Genomic DNA, 24711 nt, shown 5'->3' with positions numbered 1-24711 from the left:
GCCAGGGTTCCTGCTAAAATGCCTGCTTCATCTCCGGCACCGCCGTGGTTCATCACCGAGGTACCCCGTGACGATTCGATTCATCGCCGCCTCCCGGCTGCCCACCCCCTGGGCCACCTTCACCATGCACGGCTTCGAGGACGAGGCCACCGGCAAGGACCATATCGCCCTGACCCTGGGCGAGGTGGCCGACGGCGCGCCGGTCCTGGGGCGCGTACACTCCGAGTGCCTGACCGGGGACGCGCTGTTCTCGATGCGCTGCGACTGCGGCTATCAGCTTCAGGAAGCCCTCAAGCGCATCGCCGACGAGGGCCGCGGGGCGCTGCTCTACCTGCGCCAGGAGGGTCGCGGGATCGGCCTGCTCAACAAGATCCGCGCCTATCACCTGCAGGATCAGGGCGCCGACACCGTGGAGGCCAACGAGCGGCTGGGCTTCGGCGCCGACCTGCGCCGCTACGATCTCTGCGTGCCGATGCTCGAGCACCTGGGCATCGCCGCCCTGCGGCTGATGACCAACAACCCGCGCAAGGTGGATGCGCTGACCCAGGCCGGCGTCAAGGTCACCGAGCGGGTGCCGCTGACCACCGGGCTCAACCCCCACAACGAGCAGTACCTCTCCACCAAGGCCGGCAAGCTCGGCCATATGATGGCGCTGGGCGACTTCACCCAGGCCAGCGACGTGGATATCGAACGCAAGGAGTAAGCCCGCAAGGCTCACCGCAGAAGCGGCCTTCGCAGAGGGGGCCTTCCATCTGGAAGGCCCCTTTGCTTTGACGACGTCGGGCGCTGGCCGGGGTGGCTACTCCCCCAGCCGCGCGCGAATGGCGGCCTCGATCCCAGCGGCGTCGAGGCCGCACTCGGTGAGCAGCTCCGCCGGCTTGCCGTGCTCCACGAAGGCGTCGGGCAGGCCCAGCTGGAGCAGCGAGACGGATCCCCCTCGGCGGCCAGCAGCTCGCCCACGGCGCTGCCGGCGCCGCCGGCCACCACGTTCTCCTCCAGGGTCACCAGCAGGTCGTGCTGGGCCGCCGCGGCGAGCACCGCCTCCCGATCCAGCGGCTTGATGGAGCGCATGTTGAGGTGGGTGGCATCCAGCGCCTCGGCCACCGCCGTTGCCGGGCCGTTGAGGCTGCCGAAGGCCAGCAGGGCCACCCGGCGACCCGGGGCGGCGCCACTCCCGCGGCGCTTCTCGGCCCGGCCGATGGCCAGCGACTCCAGGTGGGCGGGGATCTCGACGCCGGGGCCGGTGCCACGGGGGTAACGCACCGCGGCGGGCCCGGGGTGGTGGTAGGCGGCGCTGAGCATGGCCCGGCACTCCGCCTCGTCGGCCGGGGCCAGCACCACCAGGCCCGGCACGCAGCGCAGGTAGGAGAGGTCCAGGCTGCCGTGGTGGGTGGGGCCGTCCTCGCCCACCAGGCCGGCGCGGTCGATGGCGAAGGTGACATCGAGGTCCTGCACCGCCACGTCGTGGATCAGCTGATCGTAGCCGCGCTGCAGGAAGGTGGAGTAGATCGCCACCACCGGCTTGGCGCCCTCGCAGGCCATGCCGGCGGCCAGCGTCACGGCGTGCTGCTCGGCGATGGCCACGTCGAAGTAGCGCTCCGGGTACTCCCGGGAGAAGCGCACCAGGTCCGAGCCCTCGCGCATCGCCGGGGTGATGCCGATCAGCCGCTCGTCGGCGGCGGCCATGTCGCAGATCCAGTCGCCGAAGACGTTGCAAAACTTGCGCGGCTTCGGGCGCAATACATCGTTGCGCGGCTTCGGGCGCATGGCATCGCTGGACGACGCCTTCTTGGGCGGGGTGTCGCCGTTCTTCTCCAGCTTGGTGATGGCGTGATAGCCGATGGGGTCGGCCTCGGCGGGCAGGAAGCCGCGGCCCTTGCAGGTCTTGACGTGCAGGAACTGGGGCCCCTCCAGGTCGCGGATATTGCGCAGCGTCTGTGCCAGCGTCGGCAGGTCATGGCCGTCGAGGGGACCGATGTAGTTGAAGCCCATCTCCTCGAACAGGGTGGCCGGGCTGACCATGCCCTTCATGTGCTCCTCGGTGCGCCGCGCCAGCTCCAGTGCCCCGGGCAGGTGCGCCAACACCTTCTTGCCCTCCTCGCGCATGGCGAGATAGGGCTTGCTGGCCAAAATGCTGGCCAGGTAGCTGGCGATGCCGCCGACGTTCTCGGAGATCGACATCTCATTGTCGTTGAGCACCACCAGCAGGTTGGCGTCCAGGTGGCCGGCGTGGGCCAGCGCTTCGAAGGCCATGCCCGCGGTCAGGGCGCCGTCGCCGATCACCGCGCAGACCCGGCGCCGCTCGCCCTGGGTCCGCGCCGCCAGGGCCATGCCCAGCGCCGCCGAGATCGAGGTGCTGGAGTGACCGACGCCGAAGGTGTCGAACTCGGATTCGGCACGCCGTGGAAAGGCGGCCAGTCCCCGTACTGGCGAATGCTGGGCATCGCCTCGCGGCGTCCGGTGAGAATCTTGTGCGGGTAGGCCTGGTGGCCCACGTCCCACACCAGCCGGTCGTGGGGCGTCTCCAGGGCGTGATGCAGGGCCACGGTGAGCTCCACTACCCCCAGGCCGGCGCCGAAGTGGCCGCCTGAGACTCCCACGCTGTAGAGCAGGTAGGCGCGCAGTTCGTCGGCCACCTGCGCCAGCTGGCCGGCGTTCATGGCCCGCAACGCGGCCGGCGTGTCCAGGGTGTCGAGCAGCGGCGTGGCCGGGCGCTCGGCGGGAATGTCGTCGTAGAGCTTCATGTGGGCATCTGTCTGTCAGGGAAGCGCATCAGTGGTCACGTTCGATCATGTAGCGGGCCAGCTCGGCCAGCGGCGCGCCGGCATCGCCCAGCGGTGCCAGCGCCGCCACGGCCTCGTCGATCAGTTCGCCGGCCCGGGCGCGGGCGCCGTCGAGCCCCAGCAGGCTGGGGTAGGTCGGCTTGTTGCGGGCCGCGTCGGCGCCCGACGCCTTGCCCAGGGTCACGGCATCGCCGGTCACATCGAGCACGTCGTCGTGGATCTGGAAGGCCAGGCCGATGGCCCGGGCGTAGGCATCCAGCGCCGCCACCCGGGGATCGTCCTCGGCCACCGCCGTCAGCGCTCCCATGCGCACCGCGGCGCGGATCAGCGCTCCGGTCTTGTGGGCGTGCATGCTGGCCAACGCCTCGACGTCCGGGTGGCCCCCACCGCGGCGAGGTCCATCGCCTGCCCCCCACCATGCCATCGCGGCCGGCGGCCTGGGCCAGGGTCAGCATCAGGGCCGGCAGCCGCGGGTGCTCGGCCTGGGCCAGCCGCTCGAAGGCCAGGGTCTGCAGGGCATCCCCGGCGAGAATCGCGGTGGCCTCGTCATAGGCGCGGTGCACCGTGGGCTGGCCACGGCGCAGGTCGTCGTCGTCCATGGCCGGCAGGTCATCGTGCACCAGCGAGTAGGCGTGGATCAGCTCAACGGCGGCCGCGCTTGCATCCAGCTGCGTATCGCTGGCCCCTAGGGCACGGCCGGCCAGATAGACCAGTACCGGGCGCAGCCGCTTACCGCCCACCAGCAGGCCGTGGCGCATGGCCGCCTCCAGCCGCTCCACGGGCGCACGGCGCCCCTCGAAGAGCGCCGCCAGGCAGGCATCCACCCGGGCGCGATCGGCGGCCAGGCGCGCCGCCAGTGAGTCAGCGTTCACCATCATCCTCCGCCGCTGGGGTGCTGAAGGGGTCGAGGTCGATGCCGCCGTCGGGGCGCTCGATCAGGGTTCGCACCCGCAGCTCGGCCTCATCCAGCCGGCGCTGGGCATCGCGGGTCAGTCGCACACCCTGCTCGAAGGCGGCAAGCGAGCCCTCCAGCGACAGCTCGCCGGACTCCAGCCGCTCCACCAGCTGCTCGAGGCGCTCGACGGTGCTTGCGAAGTCGAGAGACGCCGCCTCGCTGGCCGTCGCCTCGGTGGGTTGGTCGTCACGCTCTGCCATGGGTCTCTTGCCCGTCGCCGATAGTCAGGGGCCACAGTATACACGCTCCCCCGGGGGTCGTCTGCCCGGCGTCGATCAAGGTGCAGCGCCTTCATCTTCGCAGCGCAGCATTTTCATCTTGCCGATGCCTCGCTGTGCTACCATAAGCGCCCTGTTATCCCGCCTGATCCAGCACCACACCAAGGGGTTGATTCGACCATGGCCAAAACGTCCCTGGACAAGAGCAAGATCAAGATCCTGCTGCTCGAGGGCGTCCACCAGAGCGCGGTGGACAATTTCCTGAACGCCGGTTACACCAATATCGAGCACCTGCCGACCTCTCTCGACGAGGCGACGCTGCGCGAGAAGATCCGCGACGTCCACTTCCTCGGCATTCGCTCCCGCACCCAGCTCAACTCCCGGGTCTTCGAGGCCGCCGAGAAGCTCGTGGCCGTGGGCTGCTTCTGCATCGGCACTAACCAGGTCGATCTCACCGCGGCGCTGGTGCGCGGCATTCCGGTGTTCAATGCCCCTACTCCAACACCCGCTCGGTGGCCGAGCTGGTGTTGGCCGAGGCGATCATGCTGCTGCGCGGCATCCCCCAGAAGAGTGCCCGCGCCCATCAGGGCGGCTGGCTGAAGAGCGCCAAGAACTCCCACGAGGCCCGCGGCAAGACGCTCGGCATCATCGGCTACGGCAACATCGGCGCCCAGCTCTCGGTGCTGGCCGAGTCCCTGGGCTTCAACGTCATCTATTACGACGTGGTGACCAAGCTGGGCATGGGCAACGCCAATCAGGTGGCCAGCCTCGAGGAGCTGCTGGCCCGCGCCGACGTGGTCAGCCTGCACGTGCCGGAGCTGGCCTCCACCAAGTGGATGATCGGCGCCGAGCAGCTGGCGCTGATGAAGCAGGGCAGCATCCTGATCAATGCCTCCCGCGGCAGCGTGGTGGTGATCGAGGACCTGGCCGAGGCGATCAAGGCGGGCAAACTGCACGGCGCGGCCATCGACGTCTTCCCGGTGGAGCCCAAGGGCAACGAGGAGGAGTTCGTCAGCCCGCTACGCGGCCTGGACAACGTCATCCTCACCCCGCACATCGGCGGCTCCACCCTGGAGGCCCAGGAGAATATCGGCATCGAGGTCTCCGAGAAACTGATCACCTACTCCGACAACGGCACCACCGTCACCTCGGTCAACTTCCCCGAGGTCGCCCTGCCGGCCCATCCGGACAAGCACCGCCTGCTGCACATCCACGACAACGTGCCCGGCGTGCTCTCCGAGATCAACCACGTGCTGTCGGAGAACAGCATCAACATCTCCGGCCAGTACCTGCAGACCAACGACAAGGTCGGCTACGTGGTCATCGACGTCGACAAGGCCTACGGCCCCCGGGCGCTGGACGCTCTGCGTCACGTCGAGCACACCCTGCGCGTGCGGGTGCTCTACTCCGAGACCAACTTCGAGGAGTGAGCCGCCTTGAAGGCTCAGCCAATGGCTGAGCGCTCATGGAAAACGCCGCCGTGTTGATACCGACACGGCGGCGCTTTTCTGCGGCTGGCGAGACACTGCGCCCCCACTGAGCCAGGGGACGCCCGGCTTACAGCCGCTGGATCTCGATCAGATGGCCGATGATGGGATAGCCCGCCTTCCTGGCGGCCTTTTCGGCTTCAAGCTGGGCTTCCAGCTTGGAAATGCTGGTGGAGCGGTGTTCGAAGACGGTATCCAGCTCCAGGGGGCGGGTACGCACGGCCAGCTTGACCACGTGGCCGGTCTTGAGCGCCTTGGCCGGCCGGTCGGGCCCGGGTGACGCCTCGCGTCGACGCGCCTTGGGGGCATCGGCCTTGGGGGCCGCCGCCTTGCCCGGCTTGAGAAAGGCGTCGATCTCACGCCGCATGTTCTGTTCGAAATCACTCAGCTCTGTTGCCATCACACCTCCCAGGACACATGTCATGGCGTCGAGTGTACCAGAACTCGGCGATGCTGCCGGCTGTAGGCCGAGTGAGAACGCTGCTAGAAACAGGTTGGGATCACCTCAACCACTTCCAGACGCTCATCGACGCGGCAGACTCGCCGCCACTTGTCGAAGGTCAGGCAGGGATGGGAGGCGCCGAAGGCGACGATGTCGCCGACCCGCACCCGGCCGTTGTGGGCTGCCAGCTCTTCATCCCGGGGCAGTGCCACGAAGGCATGCTGGTCCATCAGCCGGGTCACCCGCCAGCCGTCGACCGGCAGGGCACGCTCGGCCTCGCCCCCTTCGCGATAGCGCCGCAGCGGCTCCGGCAGCTGGTCGTGGGCGATATCGCGCTTGCCCAGCCCGACGATGGCCAGCCCCGGCTCGGGCAGCGACACCACCTGGGCGAAGACCTCCAGCGCCGGCCTGAGCCCGCGATCCAGCTCCGGGCGCCGCCCCAGGACATCGCGCTGGGCCTCCCGGTAGATGCCGTGATCATGGACCACGTAGCAGCCGGGACGCAGCACCGGCACGAAGTGCGCGCCGAGGCGCGCCTCGTGAAACACCTCGGCGATCAGGTCGTACCAGGCCGAGCCGGAGGCGGTGATCAGCGGCGCCGGACTCTCAATCAGACCATCGTGGTCCAGCGCCTGGGCGGCCTCGACCAGGTGCCAGGCGTAGGCGCGCACCGCGTCCACCGGCTCCTCGCCGTACACTACCCCTTCATAGCCTTCCAACCCCGCCAGCACCAGCGACTGCTCGCCGTCCACCAGCTCGCCCAGCGCCATTACCTCGTCCTGATCGCGACAGCCGCAGCGCCCACCCTCCACGCCCAGCTCGATCAGCACCTTCAGGCGCAGCCCGCGGGCGGCGAAGTAGCGACCCAGCTGGCCCACGTTTTCGGCGCTGTCCACCACGCAGTAGAAGTCGGCACCGGCCTCGATCAGCTCGGCGATGATCGCCATGTTGGCCTCGCCCACCAGCTGATTGGCCATCAGCAGTCGCCTCACGCCGTGGGCGAAGGCCGCCCGGCACTGCGGCGCCGTGGCCAGGGTGATGCCCCAGGCACCGGCGTCCAGCTGGCGGTGAAACAGCGCCGGCGCCATGGTGGTCTTGCCGTGAGGGGCGAGCCTAGCGCCATGCGCATCGGCAAAGCGCTGCATCCAGCCCAGGTTGTGGGCAAGCGCCGGCTCGTGGATCACCGCCGCGGGCAGGCTGACATCCGCCAGCAGCCGATTGCCGGTCTGGGGCAATCCCTTGTGCAGGGCCTCATCCTCCGACGGATAGCGAGTGGATTCGGTCATGGCTCTCTCCCGGGCAGCAGGACGGCAGCACCGCCTTTGGTCGCAAGGGTAACGAAGGCCGGCCTGCAGCGGCTAGTCTGGGCAGACCCTCTCATGAAAAGGATACGACAATGCCGGCTTCCGACGCTGACCGCCCGCTGATTCGCCACGACCAGGGCGGCGTAACCACCCTGACCCTGAACCGTCCGGACCAGTTCAACACCCTCTCCGAGGCGATGCTAGAGGCCCTGGATCAGGCGCTGGCCCGCCTCGCCGAGGACGAGCGGGTGCGCTGCGTGGTGATCGCCGCCGAGGGCCGCGCCTTCTGCGCCGGCCACGACCTCAAGCAGATGCGCGCCACGCCCGACGAGGCCTACTATCAGGCGCTGTTCGCCCGCTGCGGCGAGGTGATGCAGCGCATCGTCGCCCTGCCGGTACCGGTGATCGCCCGGGTGCAGGGGATCGCCACCGCCGCCGGCTGCCAGCTGGTGGCCAGCTGCGACCTGGCGGTGGCCGCCCGCTCGGCGCGCTTCGCCGTCTCCGGCATCAACGCCGGGCTGTTCTGCTCCACCCCGGCGGTGGCCCTGTCGCGCAACGTCAGCCGCAAGCGCGCCATGGAGCTGCTGCTGACCGGCGAGTTCATCGACGCCGAGACCGCCTGCGACTGGGGGCTGGTCAACCGGGTCGCGGAGGACGACGCCCTGGATGCCGCCGTGGCCGCGCTCACCGACAGCCTGTGCGCCAAGAGCGCGGTGGCGGTGCGCACCGGCAAGAGCATGTTCCAGCGCCAGCTGCAGATGCCCCTGGACGAGGCCTACGCCTTTGCCGGCGAGGTCATGGCCTGCAACATGATGGCCGAGGACGCCACCGAGGGCATCGACGCCTTTATCGCCAAGCGCCCGCCGCGCTGGCGCCACCGCTGAGCGCGGAGAAAATGGAAGGCATTTCCGGAGCCGAGACAAGGCGGAGCGGAACGGGTATCCTGATGGCATGGCCAGGTCAACCGGACGGAGAGCAAGCAGGTGAGTGAAGTCAAACGCAGATCGGCGGGACGCCCCCCCGGGCCCGGCAAGAGCACCAGCGGCCACAGCCAGTCGCTGGTGCGCGGGCTCAATCTGCTCGAACGGCTGGCCGCCACCCCCGGCGGGCTGGCGCTGTCGGAGCTGGCCGAGATGGTGGATCTGGCTCCCTCGACCACCCACCGGCTGCTGCAGGCCCTGCAGAGCCAGGGCTTCATCACCCAGGACGCCGAGCTCGGCGTGTGGAAGGTCGACGTCAAGACCTTCCGCATCGGCAACAGCTTCCTGGAGGCCCGCGACTTCGTGGCCACCAGCCGTCCCTTCCTGCGTCGGCTCACCGCCCAGTCCGGCGAAACTGCCAACCTGGGTATCCGCGATGGCGGCACGGCGGTGTTCCTGGCCCAGAGCGAGTCGCCGCAGATGATGCGCATGATCACCCGGCTCGGCTCGCGGGCCCCGCTGCACGCCTCCGGCGTGGGCAAGGCGCTGATGGCCTGGCTGCCGGACGACGAGTTCGAGCGCGTGCTGGCCGAAGAGGGCCTCCCCCGGGTCACCGAGAACACCCTGCACACCCCCGAGGCGCTGCGCGCCGGCATGGCGGAGGTGCGCCGGCGGGGCTACGCCTGCGACCGCGAAGAGCACGCCATCGGCCTGCACTGCGTGGCCGCCTGCCTCCATGACCAGCACGGCACTCCGCTGGCCGCCATCTCGGTCTCCGGCCCGGTGGCACGGATTCCCGAGTCGCGCCTGGCCGACCTGGGCGAGCTGGTACGCGATACCGCCGCGGAGATCACCGCCCGGCTGGGCGGCAAGGTGCCCAGCACCGAGCCGCTGCGGGACGAAGCGTGAAGGCACGGCGCCTCGGCCTGGCCGGCGCGCTGGCGATGACCATCGGCGTTGCGGCCTTTGCCGATCAGGCGAGTGAGGGCGCCTACACCTTCCCCGCCGCGGGCCTGGTGGGCGACCCGGCTCAGGGGCTGATCTGGCAGCGCTGCAGCCTCGGCCAGCGCTATCAGGATGGCCGCTGCGTGGGTGACAGCGAGAGCTTCAACTGGCGCGAGGCACAGGCACGCACCGAGGCCCTGGCAAGCCCCGAGTGCCCCTGGCGCCTACCCCGCTTCCACGAGCTGCGAGGCCTGATGCAGCCTGCAGGCGACCGAGACCTGGCCATCGACCTGAGCGCCTTTCCGGATACCCCGCCGGGCTGGTACTGGAATCAGGTCAGCGCCGGCGGCCACTCCCAGCAGGACTGCTTCGTCGACTTCGGCGGCGAAGGACGCACCCGCTGCAACATGGCCGGCAGCTTCTACATCCGACTGGTCATGGACCAGGACGGCGCGGCTTTCGACTGCCGCGCCCCGTGACAGCCCCTAACATCAAGGAGACTGTCGGATTCGACCGATCGTCGCAAAGAGCACGGATGTCGAGCCACTTTTTCGATCTGATAGAGGCGAATAGCGGGCAAATTAACGAATCATATCGATAAAATTGGCCGAAAGCCCGGGGGTTCGCAGAGATCTGCGTTAAGTCCGAAAGGCGCCTAGCCGAGCCGCTCCAGCTGACGCTCGAGCTTGCCCATCACGTTGAACAGGTCGCGATACTCACCGTCGCTGAGAGTCGCCACCAGCTCTGCCTCCCAGGCCCGGGCCTCCGGGATCAGCTCGTCCAGTAGCGCCTGCCCCGCCTCTGTCAAGTGCAGATCGTGCAGCCGCTGATCATGGGGCGAGGGCATACGTGAGATCAGCCCACGCTCCTCTAGCGCCTGTATCGCCCGCGACACCCGCGCCTTGTCCATGTGGGTGTAGGCGCAGATCTTCTTCGCCGTCAACTCGTCACAGTGGCTGAGCCAAGCCAGCACCCGCCACTGGGCGACATTGAGCTGATAGCGCTCCTCATAGAGTTCGGCCAGCGCCTGACTGATGCGATCAGCCAGGCTATTAAGCCGATAAGGCAGAAACTGGTTGAGCTCCAGGCGCGCTTCGCCCCCCCTCCGGCTCTCGAGTTCGCCAGACTTTGCCATTGTCATTCTCCTTCAGGCCAGCTCCTGCAGATGGTTGCACATGCAACCATCAGGATCTAGTATCAGGATATGGTTTCAGAAGAAACTATTTATTCCAGGAGCTACCACTATGCCGGAACAGCTCGACTACATGAGCGGTTTTCACAACCACTTCGCCACCGAGGCGCTGCCCGGCGCCCTGCCCCAGGGCCAGAACTCGCCCCAGCGCTGCGCCTACGGGCTCTACGCCGAGCAGCTCACCGGCTCGGCCTTCACCGCCCCGCGTCACCAGAACTTCCGCAGCTGGCTCTACCGCATTCGCCCCTCGGTGAAGCAGAGCGCCTACCGGGCGCTGCCCGACAAGGCAGTGGCCACTTCGCCGCTGGCCAAGCCCGCCGCCGACCCCAACCAGATGCGCTGGGACCCGGCGCCGCTGCCCGCTGAGCCGACCGACTTCGTCGACGGCCTGCTGACCATCGCCGTCAACGGCGATGCCGGCACCCAGGCCGGCTGCGGCGTGCACGTCTACGCCTTCAGCCAGGATATGACCCAGCGCTTCTTCTATAACGCCGACGGCGAGCTGCTGATCGTACCGCAGCAGGGCACCCTGAGGCTGCGCACCGAGATGGGCGAGCTGGACGTCGCCAGCGGCGAGATCGCCCTGATCCCCCGCGGCATCAAGTTCCAGGTGCGCCTGGGCGAGGGCGTCGACGCCGCCCGCGGCTATGTGTGCGAGAACTACGGCAGCCCCTTCGAGCTGCCCGGCCTCGGCCCCATCGGCGCCAACGGCCTGGCCAACCCCCGCGACTTCCAGAGCCCGGTGGCGGCCTACGAGGACCTGGAGGGCGACTTCGAGTTGGTGGCCAAGTTCTCCGGGCGCTTCTGGGTCACCGACCTGGACCACTCGCCCCTGGACGTGGTGGCCTGGCACGGCAACGTCACCCCCTACAAGTATGATCTGGCCAACTTCAACACCATCAATACGGTGAGCTTCGACCACCCGGACCCATCGATCTTCACGGTGCTGACCTCGGCCTCCGACACGCCGGGGATGGCCAACATCGACTTCGTGATCTTCCCGCCGCGCTGGATGGTGGCCGAGAACACCTTCCGTCCGCCCTACTTCCATCGCAACCTGATGAGCGAGTTCATGGGCCTGATCCACGGCGAGTACGACGCCAAGGCGGAGGGCTTTTTGCCCGGCGGCGCCAGCCTGCACAACTGCATGTCGCCCCACGGGCCGGACGCCGACACCTTCGAGAAGGCCTCGAATGCCGAGCTGACGCCCCAGTACCAGGGCGCTACCATGGCCTTCATGTTCGAGAGCCGCTACGTCTACCACCCCACCGAGGCGGCGCTGGAGGCGGACTTCCGCCAGCGCGACTACGTGGATGTCTGGTCGACACTGCGTTCGCATTTCGACCCGACGAAACCCTGAGCGACTGGCCATTGCCACTCCCTCCCACAACGACAACATTTGCCCCGACGAAAAGGATTGAGACAAGATGAAACTCGCCACCCTCAAGAACGGCCGCGACGGTGAACTGATCCTGGTCTCCCGCGACCTCTCTCGCGGCGTTTCCGCCCGCGATATCGCGCCCACCCTGCAGCAGGCGATCGAGAACTGGGACGCGGTGAGCCCGACGCTGGAAGCGCGCTACGCTGAACTCAACGACGGCAGCGCCGAGGGCGCTTTTGACCTGGACCAGGGCAAGCTGCACTCACCGCTACCGCGCAGCTACCACTGGGCCGACGGCTCCGCCTACCTCAACCACGTCAAGCTGGTGCGCCAGGCGCGGGGCGCCGAGATGCCGGAGACCTTCTGGACCGACCCGCTGATGTACCAGGGCGGCGGCGACAAGTTCCTCGCGCCCACCGAAGACATCGAGGCGGTCAGCGAGGAGCACGGCATCGACTTCGAGGGCGAGATCGCGGTGATCACCGACGACGTGCCCATGGCGGTGACCCCAGAGCAGGCCGCCGGCCACATCAAGCTGATCATGCTGGTCAACGACGTCAGCCTGCGCGGCCTGATCCCCGGCGAGCTGGCCAAGGGCTTCGGCTTCTTCCAGGCCAAGCCCGCCTCGAGCTTCTCGCCGATCTGCGTGACCCCTGACGAGCTGGGCAACGCCTGGCAGGACGGCAAGGTCCACCTGCCGCTGACCGTGCACTTGAACGGCGAGAAATTCGGCGAGCCGGAGGCCGGCCCCGACATGATCTTCAGCTTCCCGCAGCTGGTCGCCCATGCGGCCAAGACCCGCTATCTGGGCGCCGGCGCCATCGTCGGCTCGGGTACCGTCTCCAACCCCGACCCCGACGGCGGCCCCGGAAAGCCAATTGCCGATGGCGGCGTGGGCTACAGCTGCCTGGCCGAGGTGCGCATGGTGGAGCAGATTCTCCACGGCGCGGCCAAGACCCCTTTCCTGCGCTTCGGCGACCGGGTGCGCATCGAGATGTTCGACCGGGCGGGCAACAACATCTTCGGCACCATCGACCAGCAGGTGGTGCCCTGCCAGCCAAAGTAAGCCAGCCCAAGTGAACCTGAGGAGTCCAGGCATGACCACGCTATATGGCTACTTCCGCTCGTCCGCCGCCTACCGGGTGCGCATCGTCTTGAACCTCAAGGACCTGGCCTTTGAGCAGGTCCCGGTCAACCTGGTCAAGGGCGAGCAGCGCAGCGAGACCTTCCGCGCCCATAATCCCCAGGGGCTGGTCCCGGCGCTGGTCACCGACGACGGCACCACCCTGACCCAGTCCCTGGCGATCTGCGAGTACCTGGACGAGCTGCATCCCAGCCCGGCCCTGCTGCCCGAAGCGCCGGCGGAGCGGGCCCGGGTGCGGGCCCTGACCCAGCTGGTGGCCTGCGAGATCCATCCGCTCAATAACCTGCGGGTGCTCAAGTACCTGGTGGGCGAGCTCGATGTAGAGGAAACCGCCAAGCTGGCCTGGTACCGCCACTGGATCACCGAGGGCTTCCAGGCACTGGAGGCACTGCTCTCCCGAGAGACAGGCAGCGGCGACTTCTGCCACGGCGACACCCCGACGCTCGCCGACGTCTGCCTGGTGCCTCAGGTGTTCAATGCCGAACGCTTCGACTGCGACCTCTCGGCCTACCCGCGGATCCGCCGCATCGTCGCCAATTGCCGAGCGCTGCCCGCCTTCCAGCGGTCGGCCCCGGGGGAGCAACCCGACGCAGGATAAGCAAAGCGGCGGCAAATAGACTATATTAAGCAGGCTAACGACTGGCGGGCGCCGCGCCTCCCGTGCCTCGAGCGACGAGACTCGAGCCGGGTGGGCGGCGCCCGCTGATCGTTGTTCACTCACCCGAGGAGAGTTCAATGTGCTGAGGCTAAAGTCCCCTGCCACGGTGATTACCCTGGCGGCGCTGACCGCCCTGGGCCCGCTGGCCACCGACATGTACCTGCCGGCCATGCCGGCTATGGCCGAAGCACTCGACACCGGCCCTGACCAGGTGCAGCTGACGCTGAGTCTGTACATGGCCGGTTTCGCCGCCGCTCAGCTGTTCTGCGGCCCCTTCTCCGACCGCTTCGGGCGCAAGCCGGTGATGGTCTGCGGATTCAGCCTGTTCCTGCTGGCCAGCCTGCTGTGCGCCTTCGCACCGAGCATCGAGTGGCTGCTGGTAGGCCGCTTTCTCCAGGCGCTGGGCGGCGCCACCGGGCCGGTGCTGGGCCGCGCCGCGGTGCGCGATATCTACGGCCCCATCGAGGCCGGGCGCATCCTCTCCTACATGGCCAGCACCATGTCGCTGGCCCCGGCACTAGCCCCCATCGTCGGCGCCGGGCTGCTGCTGTTCTGGGGCTGGGAGTCGGTCTTCGTGCTGCTGGCGCTCTACGCGGCAGCGATGCTGCCGCTGCTGATCCTGGCGCTGCCCGAGCCGCTGCCCCCGGAGCGTCGCCAGTCGATCCACCCGGCGGCGATCCTGCGCAATTTTCGTTCGCTGCTGGGTCAGCGCACCTTCATGGGCTATACCCTGACCAACGCGGCCGCCTTCTCCGGCCTGTTCGCCTATCTCTCGGGGTCGTCGTTCGTACTGATCGAGTTTCTGGGCGTCTCTCCCTTCCAGTACGGGCTGTTCTTCACCCTGATCGTGGCCGGCTTCTTCATCGGCACCCTGCTCAGCGGCCGCTACAGCCATCGCCTGGGCCGCGAGCGACTGGTCGGCCTGGCCACGCTGATCTGCGCGGCGGGCGGCAGTCTGATGGCGGTGCTGGCCTTCACCGGGGTGTTTGCCACCTGGGCCGTGGTCGGCCCCCACGTGGTTTTCATGATCGGAGTGGGCGTACTGATGCCGCAGACCATGTCCGGCGCCCTGGCCCCCAATCCGCACTGTGCCGGGGCGGCCTCATCGCTGTTCGGTTTCCTGCAGATGACCATCGCCGCGCTGGTGGGCGGTGCGGTGGCGCAGCTGCACGACGGCACCTCGCGGACCATGGCGATCGTGGTGGCCCTGGGCGGCCTGCTGGCCGTGGCGAGCTTTCTGGGGCTGGTTCGCCCCGCCGAGCGGGCCATGGCCCAGGACCACGCCCAGCGTCAGGAGAGCTAACACCGTGGCCGCCCCCTCCCGCCTCGTTATCCTGCTGCTGGCCCTGGCCGGTTTCGCCAGCATGGCCTCGATGCGCGTCACCGATGCCATGCTTCCGGCTCTGTCCGAGGCATTCGCCCGGCCGGTGGCCGAGGTGGCCCAGAACATTACCCTGTTCGCCATCGCCTACGGGGTGATGCAGCTCGCCTACGGCCCGCTGGGCGACCGACACGGCACCCTGCGGGTGATCGGCCTGGCCACCCTGGCCTGCGCCCTGGGCGCCCTGGGCTCGGCACTTTCCGGCTCACTGTCGATGCTGCTGGTGTTCCGCACTCTGACCGGTGCCACCGCCGCCGCCATCATTCCGCTCTCCATGGCCTGGGTGGGCGACAACGTGCCCTATGAGCGGCGCCAGGTGACGCTGGCCCATATGCTCTCCGGGGCCGTGATGGGCTTGATCACCGGCCAGGTGGCGGGCGGCTTCCTGGCCGATACGCTGGGCTGGCAGGCCGCCTTCGTTCTGCTCACCCTGCTGTTCCTGGCCGCGGGCGGGCTGCTGCTCGAAGCCCTGCGGCGCCAGCCGGCGCTGTCGCCGCCCAAGGCTGACCTGGGCCGCGTCACCTTCGTTTCGCGCATCCACGAGGTGCTGCTGATTTCCCGCGCCCGACGCATCCTGGTGCTGGTGTTTCTCGAGGGGATCGCCGCCTTCGGCGCGCTGGCCTTCGTGGCCAGCCATCTCTACGCCCGGCTGGACGTGTCGCTGACCCAGGCCGGGCTGATGGTGGCCCTGTTCGGCGTGGGTGGGCTGCTCTTCTCCGCCCTGGCCAGGCCGCTGGTGGCGCGCCTGGGGGAGCCGGGCCTGGCCACGGGCGGCGGGGTGCTGATGGGGCTTGGCTTCATTGGCCTGGCACTGGCGACCCTGCCGCTGCTGGCCACCGCCAGCGCCTTCGCCGCCGGGCTCGGCTTCTACATGATGCACAGCACCCTGCAGATCAACGCCACCCAGATGGCGCCCGCCGTGCGCGGGACCGCCATGGCGGTGTTCGCCGGCTGCCTGTTCCTGGGCCAGTCGGTGGGCGTCAGCCTCGGGGGGCTGGTGCTGCGCCTGGCCGACAGCCTGTGGCTGCTGGCCGGGGCCGGGGTGTGGCTGCTGGTCCTGGGGCTCGCCTTCGCCTGGCTGCTGCGGCAGTGGCAGGCCGCATGGCCAGGCGGCAAGGCGTCGGCACCCAATGGCGAGCCACCTCGCGACGGCAGCACAGGAAAGCCCTCCGGCTCGTGAAGCTAACGCCGCAGCGGAGTACACTACGGCCATCTTTCGCCGCTATTTTCGAGACCTTCGATGAGCCCCCACCTGCTTTCCGTCGATTCCCTGTCCCGCGACCACGTTGACCACCTGCTGCGCGTCGCCGCCCGCATGGAGCCCATCGCCCAACGCCGCCAGGTGACCCGGGTGCTGGAGGGCGCCGTGCTCGGCAACCTCTTCTTCGAAGCCAGCACCCGGACCCGGGTCAGCTTCCACGCCGCCTTCTGTCGCCTGGGCGGCAGCGTCTGCGACACCACCGGCTTCACCTTCTCCTCCATGGCCAAGGGTGAGTCGCTCTACGACACCAGCCGGGTGATGAGCGGCTACTGCGACGCCATCGTCATGCGCCACCCGGAACAGGGCTCGGTAGCGGAGTTCGCCGCCGCCACCCATGTGCCGGTGATCAACGGCGGCGACGGCCCCGGCGAGCACCCCAGCCAGGCGCTACTCGACCTCTATACCATCGACAAGGAGTTCACCCGGCTGAGCAAGCGGCTCGCCGGCGCCGATGTGCTGCTCACCGGCGATCTCAAGTACGGTCGCACCGTACACTCGCTGATCAAGCTGCTGTCGCTCTATGACCCCATGCGCATCACCCTGGTGGCCCCGCCGGGGCTCGAGATGCCCCGCCACCTGATCGACCTGGTCGCCTCCCGCGGCCACCGCGTCGAGGAGCGGGCGAGCCTCGCCGACGACTTCTCCGATGTCGACGTGGTCTACACCACCCGCATCCAGAAGGAGCGCTTCACCGCGGAGATGAGCGAGGGCTTCAGCCTGTCGCGGGATTTTACCGTCGACCGTGCCTTCCTGGACCGGCGCTGCGGCCGCGACACCCTCGTCATGCACCCGCTGCCCCGGGATAGCCGCCGGAGGCCAACGACCTCGACGTAGACCTCAACGGCGACCCGCGCCTGGCGATCTTCCGCCAGACCGACAACGGCATACCGGTGCGCATGGCGATCTTCGCCACCCTGCTGCAGGTGGACGAGCTGATCGAGAAGGAACTGCGCCCGGTGCGCTGGTTCGTGCCCGAACGCCTGGGCGTTGACGACGCCAACTTTTGACCCACGGCACGTTGACGGGTATCGCCTATGCTGGGGGAGAACAACATACCCTGACCGATGATCCCGCCAACTCGGAGGCACCCCCCATGAACCTGCATCGCGCCTATCTGTCACTCTGCGGCTTCTACACCCTGCTGGTGGTCATCGGGCTGATCGCGCTGCTGCGCGGCGGCGGCTCCCCGGTGGCGCTGATCCAGCTCGGCGTGGGCAGCGTGGCGGTGATTGGGCTATGGGGGCACACCCTGGGCAAGGGCTTTCTCAACCCGCGGATCTGGCGCCCGCTGGCGGTGCTGCTGGCGATTGGCATCGTCATCCAGCTGATCGCGGTGTTCACCGCCTCGCTGTCCAACGCGGCGCTCACCTGGTTCCTCTCCACCGCCATCTTCTCGGTACTGCCGGTCATCGTGCTGTTCCAGTACGGCAAGCGGGACCAGGAGGTATGGGCCACACCGGAGGAGCGCGAGGGGGGCAAGATGCTCGATGACCTGCTGGCCAGGCAGCAGGAGCTGGTCGTGGAAAAGCAGGACGCCGACCGCCAGGCAAGGGTGCGGGTATGCAAGGCCGGAGAGGAGTATCGCGCCAGCGTCAGCCGCCGCCGCGGCGAGGAGGGAACCGAGGAGTTCGAGGAGCGCTTCCGCTGCCCGGCCACCCTGGCGTTCTTCATCGAGAAGTTCACCTGCATCTCGGTGAGCGACATCGCCGCCAAGTATCGCGGCGGCAACCCGGACCCGGCATAGCACGGCCGCCGCATTCAGCGCGGCGGCAGCCCCTCCTGACGGGCAAACCAGCTCTCCAGAATCAGCACCGCGGCGATGCCGTCGACCCCATCGTCGCGGTAGCTCTTGCGGGCGTCGCGCAGGCCGTCTGCCTCGCGGGCGATCGCCTTGGCCTCGCGGGTGGAGCCGCGCTCGTCGACCAACTCGCAGGGCTTGCCGTAGCGCCCGTACAGGCGCTTGCCGAACTTGCGCGCCCGGGCGCTCATCTCGGACTCCGAGCCGTCCATGTTGAGCGGCAGTCCCACCACGAACAGCTCCGGCCGCCACTCCTCGACCAGGCGCGACACTCGGTTCCAGTCGGGGATGCCGTCACGGGCCGGCAGCGGCTCCAGGGGGCGGGCGCTGGCGATCATCTCGTTGCCCACCGCCACCCCGATGCGCCGGGTGCCGAAATCGAAGGCCAGAATCAGGCGCTGGCCGGCCATAGCCCCTCCTCGGACCGACATTCGATGCGGCAACGCGACGAACGAAGGTCAGACAAGGCGCTCATAGGCAAGGAAGCGGAGTTTACTTGGGTGTAAATGAGCATTTCTTGTCTCTGAGCAACGCCGTATGACCGAGTGCAGGCCGTTGCAGCGCGAATGTCAGGAGTGGCCCGCTTCCCGCGACATCAGGTTGAGATCCACGCCGAGGATACCGGCGGCGGCACTGAGCCGCTGCTCCGGCGGCACCTCGAAGAGGATGTCGGCACGCCCCTCCACGGTCAGCCAGGCGTTCTCCATCAGCTCATGCTCCAGCTGGCCGGCCTCCCAGCCGGCGCAGCCCAGGCATACCAGGAACTGCCGGGGGCCCTTGCCCGCCGCCAGCGCCTGCAGCATGTCCATGGAGGTAGTCAGGGCGATGTCCTCGGCGACCTGGATGCTGGAGTCCCAGGCATCGCTGGCGCCGCGGTGCAGAATAAAGCCGCGATCCTTGTGTACCGGGCCGCCGTAGTAGACCGGGGCATTGCGGTGCGGGCTCTCATCGGCCTCCAGCTCGAGCTGCTCGAACAGCGCATCCAGGGTGATATCCAGCGGATGGTTGACGATCACGCCCATGGTGCCGTTGTCGTCATGATCGCACAGATAGCTGAGGCTACCGGCGAAGTTGGGGTCTTCCAGGTGCGGCATCGCCATCAGGAAGTGATGTTTCAAGCTTTGCATGAGACTCCCGGGCGGCGGGCCCATGGCCCTACCGCACGCCGTAGTGATTGCCTTGGCCGAACCGCCAGACGCGCGAGATGGAGAGGCTGTCCAGGTCCCCCATACCGCTGTCGAAGGGCCGGTAGGGGGCCGCACCATGCACGGTATCCAGCGCCGCCTGGTCGAGTTCGGGATGTCCTGAGGATTGTATCACCTCTGCCTGACGGAGCTCGCCATCGCGTCCGATCACCACCCGGATGCGCAGCTGACCGTGCAGGTCGCGGGGCGCCGGGTGCACGCGGTTGCCGTAGTCCTCGACGCGGCGGGTCCAGTCATCGATATAGCGCGCCTCGGCGGCGCGGTTGGCGGCCATCCGCGGCGCTTCGTCGGACGGCCCGGCCATGCCGGGGTCGAGGCCCTGCTCGCGGATGCTGCGGGTGGCCTCGGCCCTGAGGTCACGCCCCGAGGCCGAGGGCGCGGAGCGCTCCGCCGAGGGGGGGCGCTTTCCCGCGGCTCGGGGAGCGACTCGGCGTCGCTGGCGAGCGGGTCTGGCGCCTCGGCCGCCGGCTCGGGCTCGGGCAGTGCAGCGCTCTCCGGCTCGGCCGGGGAGACCGGCGCCGCCTCGCTGCCACTCTCCTCCTGCTCCTGCGCCGGCACCTCCTCCGGGGGGCGGCCCTCGTCTCGGCGGGCGCCTGCTCCTGCTCTCCGGCGGCCAGCTGGGCGGCCTCGGCGATGGCGTCGGCCTCCACCGGCGCCTCGCGGGGCGCGGTTACCAGCACCACGTCGAGACTGGTCGGCTCGGCCGGCGCCGGAACGAACTGCCGGCTAGCGACCACGCCGATCACCGCCAGGTGCAGCAGCAGCGCGGCCGATACCGCCAGCCAGCGCCGGTAGGGCCGGGTCACCGGGGCGTAGCGGATCGGGTCGCTGATGGAAACCGCCATGCGCAAACAGGCTCCTGTACCGGGTCTCAGGGGGCCAGGCGACGCGCGATGGCGTCCATCAGCATGCCGGCGATATCGGTGCCGCGCTGATCGTCGATCTCGCGCACGCAGGTGGGGCTGGTGACGTTGATCTCGGTGATGTAGTCGCCGATCACATCGAGGCCCACGAACATCAGACCATATTCGCGGATCATCGGCTGCACCTGTTCGATCAGCCAGTGGTCGCGTTCGGTCAGCTCACGGCTGACGCCCTGGCCGCCGGCGGCTAGGTTGCCGCGAGTCTCGCCGGCCATGGGCACCCTCGCCAGGCCGTAGGGCACCGGCTCGCCGTCCACCAGCAGGATGCGGGTGTCGCCGTCCTTGATGGCGGGCAGGTAGCGCTGGGCCATGATCTGGCGGCGGCCGTGCTCGGTGAGGGTCTCGATGATGGCGCCGAGGTTGCGCCCGTCCGGCTGGACATGAAAGATGCCGCTGCCCCCATGCCGTCCAGCGGCTTGAAGATGACGTCGCCGTGCTCGGCGTGGAAGGCACGCAGCACCGGCTCGCTGCAGGCCACCAGGGTTGGGGCGCAGCACTGGGGGAACTCCTGGGCGAACAGCTTCTCGTTGCAGGTCAGCAGCGCCCGGGTGGGGTTGACCACCAGCACGCCCTCACGCTCGGCGAAGCCCAGCAGGTGCACGGCGTGCAGGAAGTGGTCATCCACCGGCGGGTCCTTGCGCATCAGGATCACTTCGAGCTCGGCCAGGGGGCGGCTCTCCGGCGGCCCCAGGGCGTACCAGCGATCGGGGTCGCGGAACGCCGTCAGGTCGCGCATCCGCCCATGGGCGCGGCCGTCCTCGAGGAACAGGTCCTGCTGCTCCAGGTAGTGCAGCGACCAGCCCCTCGCCTGGGCCGCCCACAGCATGGCCAGGGTGGTGTCCTTCTTGTAGGCGAGGTGGAGATGGGGTCCATCACCACGCCGATCTTCAGCGCGCGTTCGCTCATGGCGTCGGGTTTCCGGTCGGGAGTCGGGATGGGGCCAGTATGCCGCAGCGCCCCGGGCAACACCAAAACAGCGGCGGCCATTCTTGACATCCGTAACGATCGTTACTATTTTAGTTTCACATGAAACTATCTGCCAAGAACGAGGCCCCCGCCATGATCGATATCCAGCAGATTCATCACGTCGCCTACCGCTGTCGGGACGCCAAGGAAACCGTCGAGTGGTACCAGGACAAGCTCAATATGGACTTCCTGGTCGCCATCGCAGAGGACCGGGTGCCCTCCACCAAGGAGCCGGATCCCTATATGCACCTCTTCCTCGATGCGGGCAATGGCAACTGCGTATTCCGGCGAACGTGACCGGTCATTCCGGCGATCGTGACCGATTTGCTCACCGCTCTCTCGCTGGCTCTGGTTTTGTAAGCTGACCGGTCACGATGGGTCAACTGCTGCCGCTTGCGGGGCGGCGTTCTTGCGCATCGATTCTCCTCTGAGTGTCAGGCGGTGGGCGCTGTGCAGCAGCCGGTCCAAGATGGCATCAGCCACCGTCGCGGCGCCGATATAGTCGTGCCAGTGCTCGATCGGCAGCTGGCTGGCGATCAGCGTCGAGCCCCGGCCATGCCGGTCCTCGATCACCTCCATCAGGTCCTGGCGCTGCGGCGCGGTCATCTTCTGCATGCCCCAGTCGTCGAGGATCAGCAGGTCGGTCTTCTGCAGCTGGCCCATCAGCCGGGCGTAGGAGCCGTCGCCCTGGGCGATGCGCAGCTGCTCGAACAGGCGCGGCACCCGGAGATAGCGCACCGAGTAGCCTTGCCGGCAGGCCTGGTTGCCCAGGGCGCAGGCCAGCCAGGTCTTGCCGCACCCGGTGGGCCCCGTGATGCACAGGTTGAGCGCTTGGCCGATCCACTCGCCGCTCGTCAGCGGTGCCATGCGGCCCCGCTCCAGACCGCGAGGATGGCGGTAGTCGATGTCCTCGATGCAGGCCGTCACCCGCAGCTTGGCCGCCTTCAGCAGCCGGTCGAGGCGGCGGTTGTCGCGATGCAGGACCTCACGGTCGAGCAGCATGCCCAGGCGATCCTCGAACGGCAGGTCGTAGGTGTCCGGCTGGGTGAGCTGATGGGCCAGGGCGTCATGCATGCCGGTCAGCTTGAGGTGGCGCAGGGTGTCGAGCAGGGGCTGGGTCATCATCGGTCGTCTCCTCAGGTCAGTGGTAGTACTCGGGACCGCGCACGTTGGTGTGGGGCGGCAGGTCGTCGAGCGTCTCAGGGAGCGTCAGCATCGGTTGCTGATCCAGCCCCTGCTTGAGGATCGAGGCGATGCTGCTGTAGCGCGTGGTAGGGATCGCCAGGGCATGCGCGCAGGCCTGCTCCAGCCGGTCCTTGCCGTAGCGCCGGCTGAGCTGCAGCAGGCCCAGGCAGGCACGGTAGCCATGCTCGGGATGGGGACGGTCCTGCAGCTGTCGCTGGGTCATCTCCAGGGTGGCGACGCCGATGCCCTTGGCCCACGCCAGGAAGCGGCTCGGCGACCAGTCGCGATGGGCCTGGTGGCGCTTGGGCATGTGCTCGGCCAGGGTCGAGAAACGCCCCGGTGCATGGCGCGGGTGCGCCGCCACTCGCTGCCCCTTGTGGAACACCTCCACCATGGCGTGGGTCAGGCGCACCTCCAACACCTGGCCCACCAGGCTGTGGGGGACGCTGTAGAGGCGCTTGTCGATGTCGAGGTGGTAGTCGATGCCGGGCTTGGCCTTGCGCCACTCGGCGTACTCGTAGGGCGTCTCCGGCAACGGGCGCAGCACCGGCCGGTCGATGGCCTGGAAAAGGTCACGCCGGCTCTCCTCGCGGCCCTGGAAGGGCCGTCGGTTGAGGTCGTCGAGCAGCTCGCGAATGGCCTGGTTCAGCATGACCAGGGTGAAGAAGGTGTGGTGGCGCAGGCGGGCCAGGATCCAGCGCTCCACCAGCAGCACGGCCGCCTCTGCCTTGGCCTTGTCCTTGGGCTTGTAGGGCCGCGCCGGCAGCACGGCGACCTGGTAGTGCCGGGCCATCTCAGCATAGGTGGTGTTGAGCTGGCTCTCGTAGCGGCACGCCCGCGTCACCGCGCTTTTCAGGTTGTCGGGGACGAGCAGCTCGGGCACCCCGCCCAGATACTGGAAGGCTCGCTGGTGGGAGGCAATCCAGTCGGGCAGCGCCTGGCTCCAGGTGGCCTCGGCATAGGTGTAGCTGGAAGCGCCCAGCACGGCGACGAACACCTGGGCGTGGCGTATCTCGCCGGTGGCCTGATTGATGATCGGCACGGTCGGGCCGCAGTAGTCGATGAACAACTTCTCGCCGGCCCGGTGGACCTGGCGCATGCTGCGCCGCTGGCGGTTCCGCCAGGCGCGGTAATGATCGCAGAACCGACTGTAGCGGTACGCCTTGTCGCCGTGGACCTCGACGTACTCCGCCCATAGCAGCTGCAGGGTCACGCCCTTGCGCTTGAGCGCCTGGTGGACCTGGAAGTAATCCGGCGCTGTGAAGCGCAGCGGCGGGGTCTTGGCCGGGAACAGCCGCGCCTCCAGCGCGGCTTCATCGGTACCGTCAGGCAGAGGCCAACTGATGCCGGCCACCTGGGCCAGGCTGACGTACTTGCTGACCACGCCCTTGGAAAGGCCGCAGGCCCGGGCAATCTTCTCGTGGCTGAGCCCGGCGTCGTACTTGAGGCGCAACACCTCGGTGATGGTTCGCATGGGAATCCTCGGTGCTGGCATATCCCCCTCCAGGGGCAAAGGCAAAAGGAGGGGGTATGCCGTAAAAGTCCGAATCATTCCAGCGAGTTAGGTGAGATTCCGGGAACGTGACCGATGATTCCGGCATCGTGACCGCGGATTCCGGGAAACAGGCCGAAATCGGTCACGATGAAACGGAATGGCCGGTCACGTTGGCCCGGAATGGTCGGTCACGATAGATCGGAACGGGCGGTCACGATGGCGCGGAATATGCAGCAACATCCTCGCCTTCTTCGAGATCCCCAATTCCCCCCGATGGGACGCGATCCGAACACCCCTGAGTGGGTACAGCATATCGCCTTCCGCGTGGCCGACGAGGCGGCCCTGATGGCGGCGAAGGAGGAGCTCGAGAGCAAGGGCGTCGAGGTCATCGGTCCCACCGAGCACGGTATCATCCGCTCGATCTACTTCTTTGACCCCAACGGCCACCGCCTGGAACTGACGTACGAGAAAGGCACCGTCGAGCAGCTGCGCAAGCTTAAGGAAGTCGCTCCGGCAATGGTCGAAGAGTGGTCCAAGACCAAGCGCGCGCCCAAGCATGCCGCCTGGCTGCACGAAGAGGAGTTCAACGGCCTGGACTGAGTTGGTCATCTCGCGCGGAGAGCTCAGCGGTGCGCGCGAGCAGTTTGTCCATGAGCGCTTCCAGCTGCACCCGTTCGGCGGGCGTCAGGGCCTCCAGCAGCGCCTCCTCACGGGCCAGCACCAGGGGCACAATGCGTCGATAGAGCCGCTCGCCCTCGTCGGTCAGCCATAGCCGCTGGACACGGCCATCGCGCCGGTCCGGCGCCTGCGTCAGCAGCCCTCGCGCCGTCAGGCGCGACACCGCCCGGCTGACCGGCATCTTCTCAAGGCTGGCATGTTCGGCCACTTCCCTGGCCGACCAGCCGGGGAACTCGGCCAGGGTCGCCAGGACCCGCCACTCCCGATGACTGAGCGCGAAACGACGGTGATAGAGCCTTCCGACACAGTCGCTGACCGCCGCCTGCAGTGTCGCCAGTCGATAGGGAAAGAAGCGCTGTAGCCGCAGCGGCGAGTCATGTTCCGCCACCC

The 24711-nt window shown here is 68.2% G+C and carries 23 protein-coding genes and 5 pseudogenes; 14 read left to right on the top strand and 14 right to left on the bottom strand.

All coding sequences use genetic code 11. The features are described 5' to 3' along the window. The first annotated feature begins 67 nt into the window (after nt 1-67). On the top strand, nt 68-703 hold the full coding sequence (gene ribA, locus ACSJDS_RS02380) for a GTP cyclohydrolase II (RefSeq protein ID WP_473031953.1): 636 nt from the start codon (nt 68-70) through the stop codon (nt 701-703). Nucleotides 704-799: 96 nt separating this feature from the next. On the opposite strand, the pseudogene dxs reads toward ribA, so the two are convergent. The 3 genes and pseudogenes from dxs to ACSJDS_RS02365 form a co-directional block, all read right to left on the bottom strand. Continuing rightward, nucleotides 800-2744: pseudogene (gene dxs / locus ACSJDS_RS02375) on the bottom strand (1-deoxy-D-xylulose-5-phosphate synthase). Between the two features lie 28 nt (nt 2745-2772). Further along, nucleotides 2773-3658: pseudogene (locus tag ACSJDS_RS02370) on the bottom strand (farnesyl diphosphate synthase). Continuing rightward, nucleotides 3645-3938, bottom strand: a complete 294-nt coding sequence (locus ACSJDS_RS02365) for an exodeoxyribonuclease VII small subunit (protein WP_473031952.1) — start codon at nt 3936-3938, stop codon at nt 3645-3647. The pseudogene ACSJDS_RS02370 and the gene ACSJDS_RS02365 overlap by 14 nt, the downstream one beginning before the upstream one ends. 198 nt (nt 3939-4136) lie before the next feature. Between ACSJDS_RS02365 and serA the strand changes: the two are divergent. Further along, nucleotides 4137-5386: pseudogene (gene serA, locus ACSJDS_RS02360) on the top strand (phosphoglycerate dehydrogenase). Nucleotides 5387-5513: 127 nt separating this feature from the next. Here serA and ACSJDS_RS02355 read toward each other — a convergent pair. Both ACSJDS_RS02355 and ACSJDS_RS02350 read right to left on the bottom strand, forming a co-directional pair. Further along, nucleotides 5514-5843, bottom strand: coding sequence for a hypothetical protein (locus tag ACSJDS_RS02355; RefSeq protein ID WP_473031951.1), 330 nt, complete (start codon nt 5841-5843; stop codon nt 5514-5516). 83 nt (nt 5844-5926) lie between these two features. Beyond that, complete coding sequence (locus ACSJDS_RS02350; RefSeq protein WP_473031950.1) at nt 5927-7171, bottom strand: amino acid deaminase; 1245 nt, start codon at nt 7169-7171, stop codon at nt 5927-5929. Between the two features lie 110 nt (nt 7172-7281). Between ACSJDS_RS02350 and ACSJDS_RS02345 the strand changes: the two genes are divergently transcribed. The 3 genes from ACSJDS_RS02345 to ACSJDS_RS02335 all read left to right on the top strand — a co-directional run bounded on the left by ACSJDS_RS02345 (nt 7282) and on the right by ACSJDS_RS02335 (nt 9533). Then, on the top strand, nt 7282-8073 hold the full coding sequence (locus ACSJDS_RS02345; RefSeq protein WP_473031949.1) for an enoyl-CoA hydratase: 792 nt from the start codon (nt 7282-7284) through the stop codon (nt 8071-8073). 99 nt (nt 8074-8172) lie between these two features. Next, nucleotides 8173-9018, top strand: a complete 846-nt coding sequence (locus ACSJDS_RS02340; RefSeq protein ID WP_473031948.1) for an IclR family transcriptional regulator — start codon at nt 8173-8175, stop codon at nt 9016-9018. Then, nucleotides 9015-9533, top strand: a complete 519-nt coding sequence (locus ACSJDS_RS02335; RefSeq protein WP_473031947.1) for an Lcl C-terminal domain-containing protein — start codon at nt 9015-9017, stop codon at nt 9531-9533. The genes ACSJDS_RS02340 and ACSJDS_RS02335 overlap by 4 nt, the downstream gene beginning before the upstream one ends. Nucleotides 9534-9709: 176 nt before the next feature. On the opposite strand, the gene ACSJDS_RS02330 is transcribed toward ACSJDS_RS02335, so the two are convergent. Then, nucleotides 9710-10195, bottom strand: a complete 486-nt coding sequence (locus tag ACSJDS_RS02330) for a MarR family winged helix-turn-helix transcriptional regulator (RefSeq protein WP_473031946.1) — start codon at nt 10193-10195, stop codon at nt 9710-9712. A gap of 103 nt (nt 10196-10298) precedes the next feature. On the opposite strand from ACSJDS_RS02330, the gene hmgA reads away from it, so the two are divergent. The 7 genes and pseudogenes from hmgA (at nt 10299) to ACSJDS_RS02295 (ending at nt 17815) form a co-directional block, all read left to right on the top strand. Next, entirely contained in the window at nt 10299-11606 is a 1308-nt protein-coding gene (gene hmgA, locus ACSJDS_RS02325) for a homogentisate 1,2-dioxygenase (protein ID WP_473031945.1), read from the top strand. Nucleotides 11607-11673: 67 nt separating this feature from the next. Continuing rightward, nucleotides 11674-12693, top strand: coding sequence for a fumarylacetoacetate hydrolase family protein (locus ACSJDS_RS02320; RefSeq protein ID WP_473031944.1), 1020 nt, complete (start codon nt 11674-11676; stop codon nt 12691-12693). Nucleotides 12694-12724: 31 nt separating this feature from the next. Continuing rightward, entirely contained in the window at nt 12725-13369 is a 645-nt protein-coding gene (gene maiA / locus ACSJDS_RS02315; protein WP_473031943.1) for a maleylacetoacetate isomerase, read from the top strand. A 139-nt stretch (nt 13370-13508) separates the two neighbouring features. Continuing rightward, nucleotides 13509-14732 (top strand): multidrug effflux MFS transporter, encoded by a 1224-nt coding sequence (locus tag ACSJDS_RS02310; protein ID WP_473031942.1) that lies wholly within the window; start codon nt 13509-13511, stop codon nt 14730-14732. 4 nt (nt 14733-14736) lie between these two features. Beyond that, nucleotides 14737-15990 (top strand): MFS transporter, encoded by a 1254-nt coding sequence (locus ACSJDS_RS02305; protein WP_473031941.1) that lies wholly within the window; start codon nt 14737-14739, stop codon nt 15988-15990. Nucleotides 15991-16050: 60 nt separating this feature from the next. Next, nucleotides 16051-17078 (top strand): annotated as a pseudogene (gene pyrB, locus ACSJDS_RS02300) (aspartate carbamoyltransferase). An 86-nt stretch (nt 17079-17164) separates the two neighbouring features. Then, a complete protein-coding gene (locus tag ACSJDS_RS02295) occupies nt 17165-17815 on the top strand; it encodes a hypothetical protein (RefSeq protein ID WP_473031940.1) in 651 nt (216 codons plus the stop codon). 14 nt (nt 17816-17829) lie between these two features. On the opposite strand, the gene ruvX is transcribed toward ACSJDS_RS02295, so the two are convergent. From ruvX to gshB, 5 genes and pseudogenes are all read right to left on the bottom strand, one after another. Next, the gene (gene ruvX / locus ACSJDS_RS02290) at nt 17830-18279 is read right to left on the bottom strand and encodes a Holliday junction resolvase RuvX (protein WP_473031939.1); all 450 of its coding nucleotides are present in this window, start codon (nt 18277-18279) and stop codon (nt 17830-17832) included. A 159-nt stretch (nt 18280-18438) separates the two neighbouring features. Next, nucleotides 18439-18996, bottom strand: a complete 558-nt coding sequence (locus ACSJDS_RS02285; RefSeq protein ID WP_473031938.1) for a YqgE/AlgH family protein — start codon at nt 18994-18996, stop codon at nt 18439-18441. Nucleotides 18997-19024: 28 nt separating this feature from the next. Next, the gene (locus ACSJDS_RS02280) at nt 19025-19378 is read right to left on the bottom strand and encodes an energy transducer TonB (protein ID WP_473031937.1); all 354 of its coding nucleotides are present in this window, start codon (nt 19376-19378) and stop codon (nt 19025-19027) included. A 52-nt stretch (nt 19379-19430) separates the two neighbouring features. Next, complete coding sequence (locus ACSJDS_RS02275; RefSeq protein WP_473031936.1) at nt 19431-19919, bottom strand: hypothetical protein; 489 nt, start codon at nt 19917-19919, stop codon at nt 19431-19433. A gap of 26 nt (nt 19920-19945) precedes the next feature. Beyond that, nucleotides 19946-20903: pseudogene (gene gshB, locus ACSJDS_RS02270) on the bottom strand (glutathione synthase). 153 nt (nt 20904-21056) lie between these two features. Here gshB and ACSJDS_RS02265 point away from each other — a divergent pair. Continuing rightward, nucleotides 21057-21260 carry a VOC family protein gene (locus ACSJDS_RS02265; protein WP_473031935.1) on the top strand — a complete coding sequence of 68 codons (204 nt, stop codon included), beginning with the start codon at nt 21057-21059 and terminating at the stop codon, nt 21258-21260. A gap of 72 nt (nt 21261-21332) precedes the next feature. Here the strand turns inward: ACSJDS_RS02265 and istB are convergent, their stop codons facing one another. Beyond that, complete coding sequence (istB, locus tag ACSJDS_RS02260; RefSeq protein WP_473031934.1) at nt 21333-22088, bottom strand: IS21-like element helper ATPase IstB; 756 nt, start codon at nt 22086-22088, stop codon at nt 21333-21335. A 16-nt stretch (nt 22089-22104) separates the two neighbouring features. Then, complete coding sequence (gene istA / locus ACSJDS_RS02255) at nt 22105-23643, bottom strand: IS21 family transposase (protein ID WP_473031933.1); 1539 nt, start codon at nt 23641-23643, stop codon at nt 22105-22107. A gap of 273 nt (nt 23644-23916) precedes the next feature. Between istA and ACSJDS_RS02250 the strand changes: the two genes are divergently transcribed. Next, complete coding sequence (locus tag ACSJDS_RS02250) at nt 23917-24243, top strand: VOC family protein (RefSeq protein ID WP_473031932.1); 327 nt, start codon at nt 23917-23919, stop codon at nt 24241-24243. Here the strand turns inward: ACSJDS_RS02250 and ACSJDS_RS02245 are convergent. After that, nucleotides 24227-24709, bottom strand: coding sequence for a MarR family winged helix-turn-helix transcriptional regulator (locus ACSJDS_RS02245; protein ID WP_473031931.1), 483 nt, complete (start codon nt 24707-24709; stop codon nt 24227-24229). The two genes, ACSJDS_RS02250 and ACSJDS_RS02245, sit on opposite strands and share 17 nt — an antisense overlap. Between the last annotated feature and the right edge of the window lie 2 nt (nt 24710-24711).

The organism is Halomonas sp. SL18_1 (assembly GCF_055755715.1).
The sequence above is the reverse complement of the archived record's forward strand: the minus strand, read 5'-3'. Positions and strand labels throughout refer to the sequence as shown.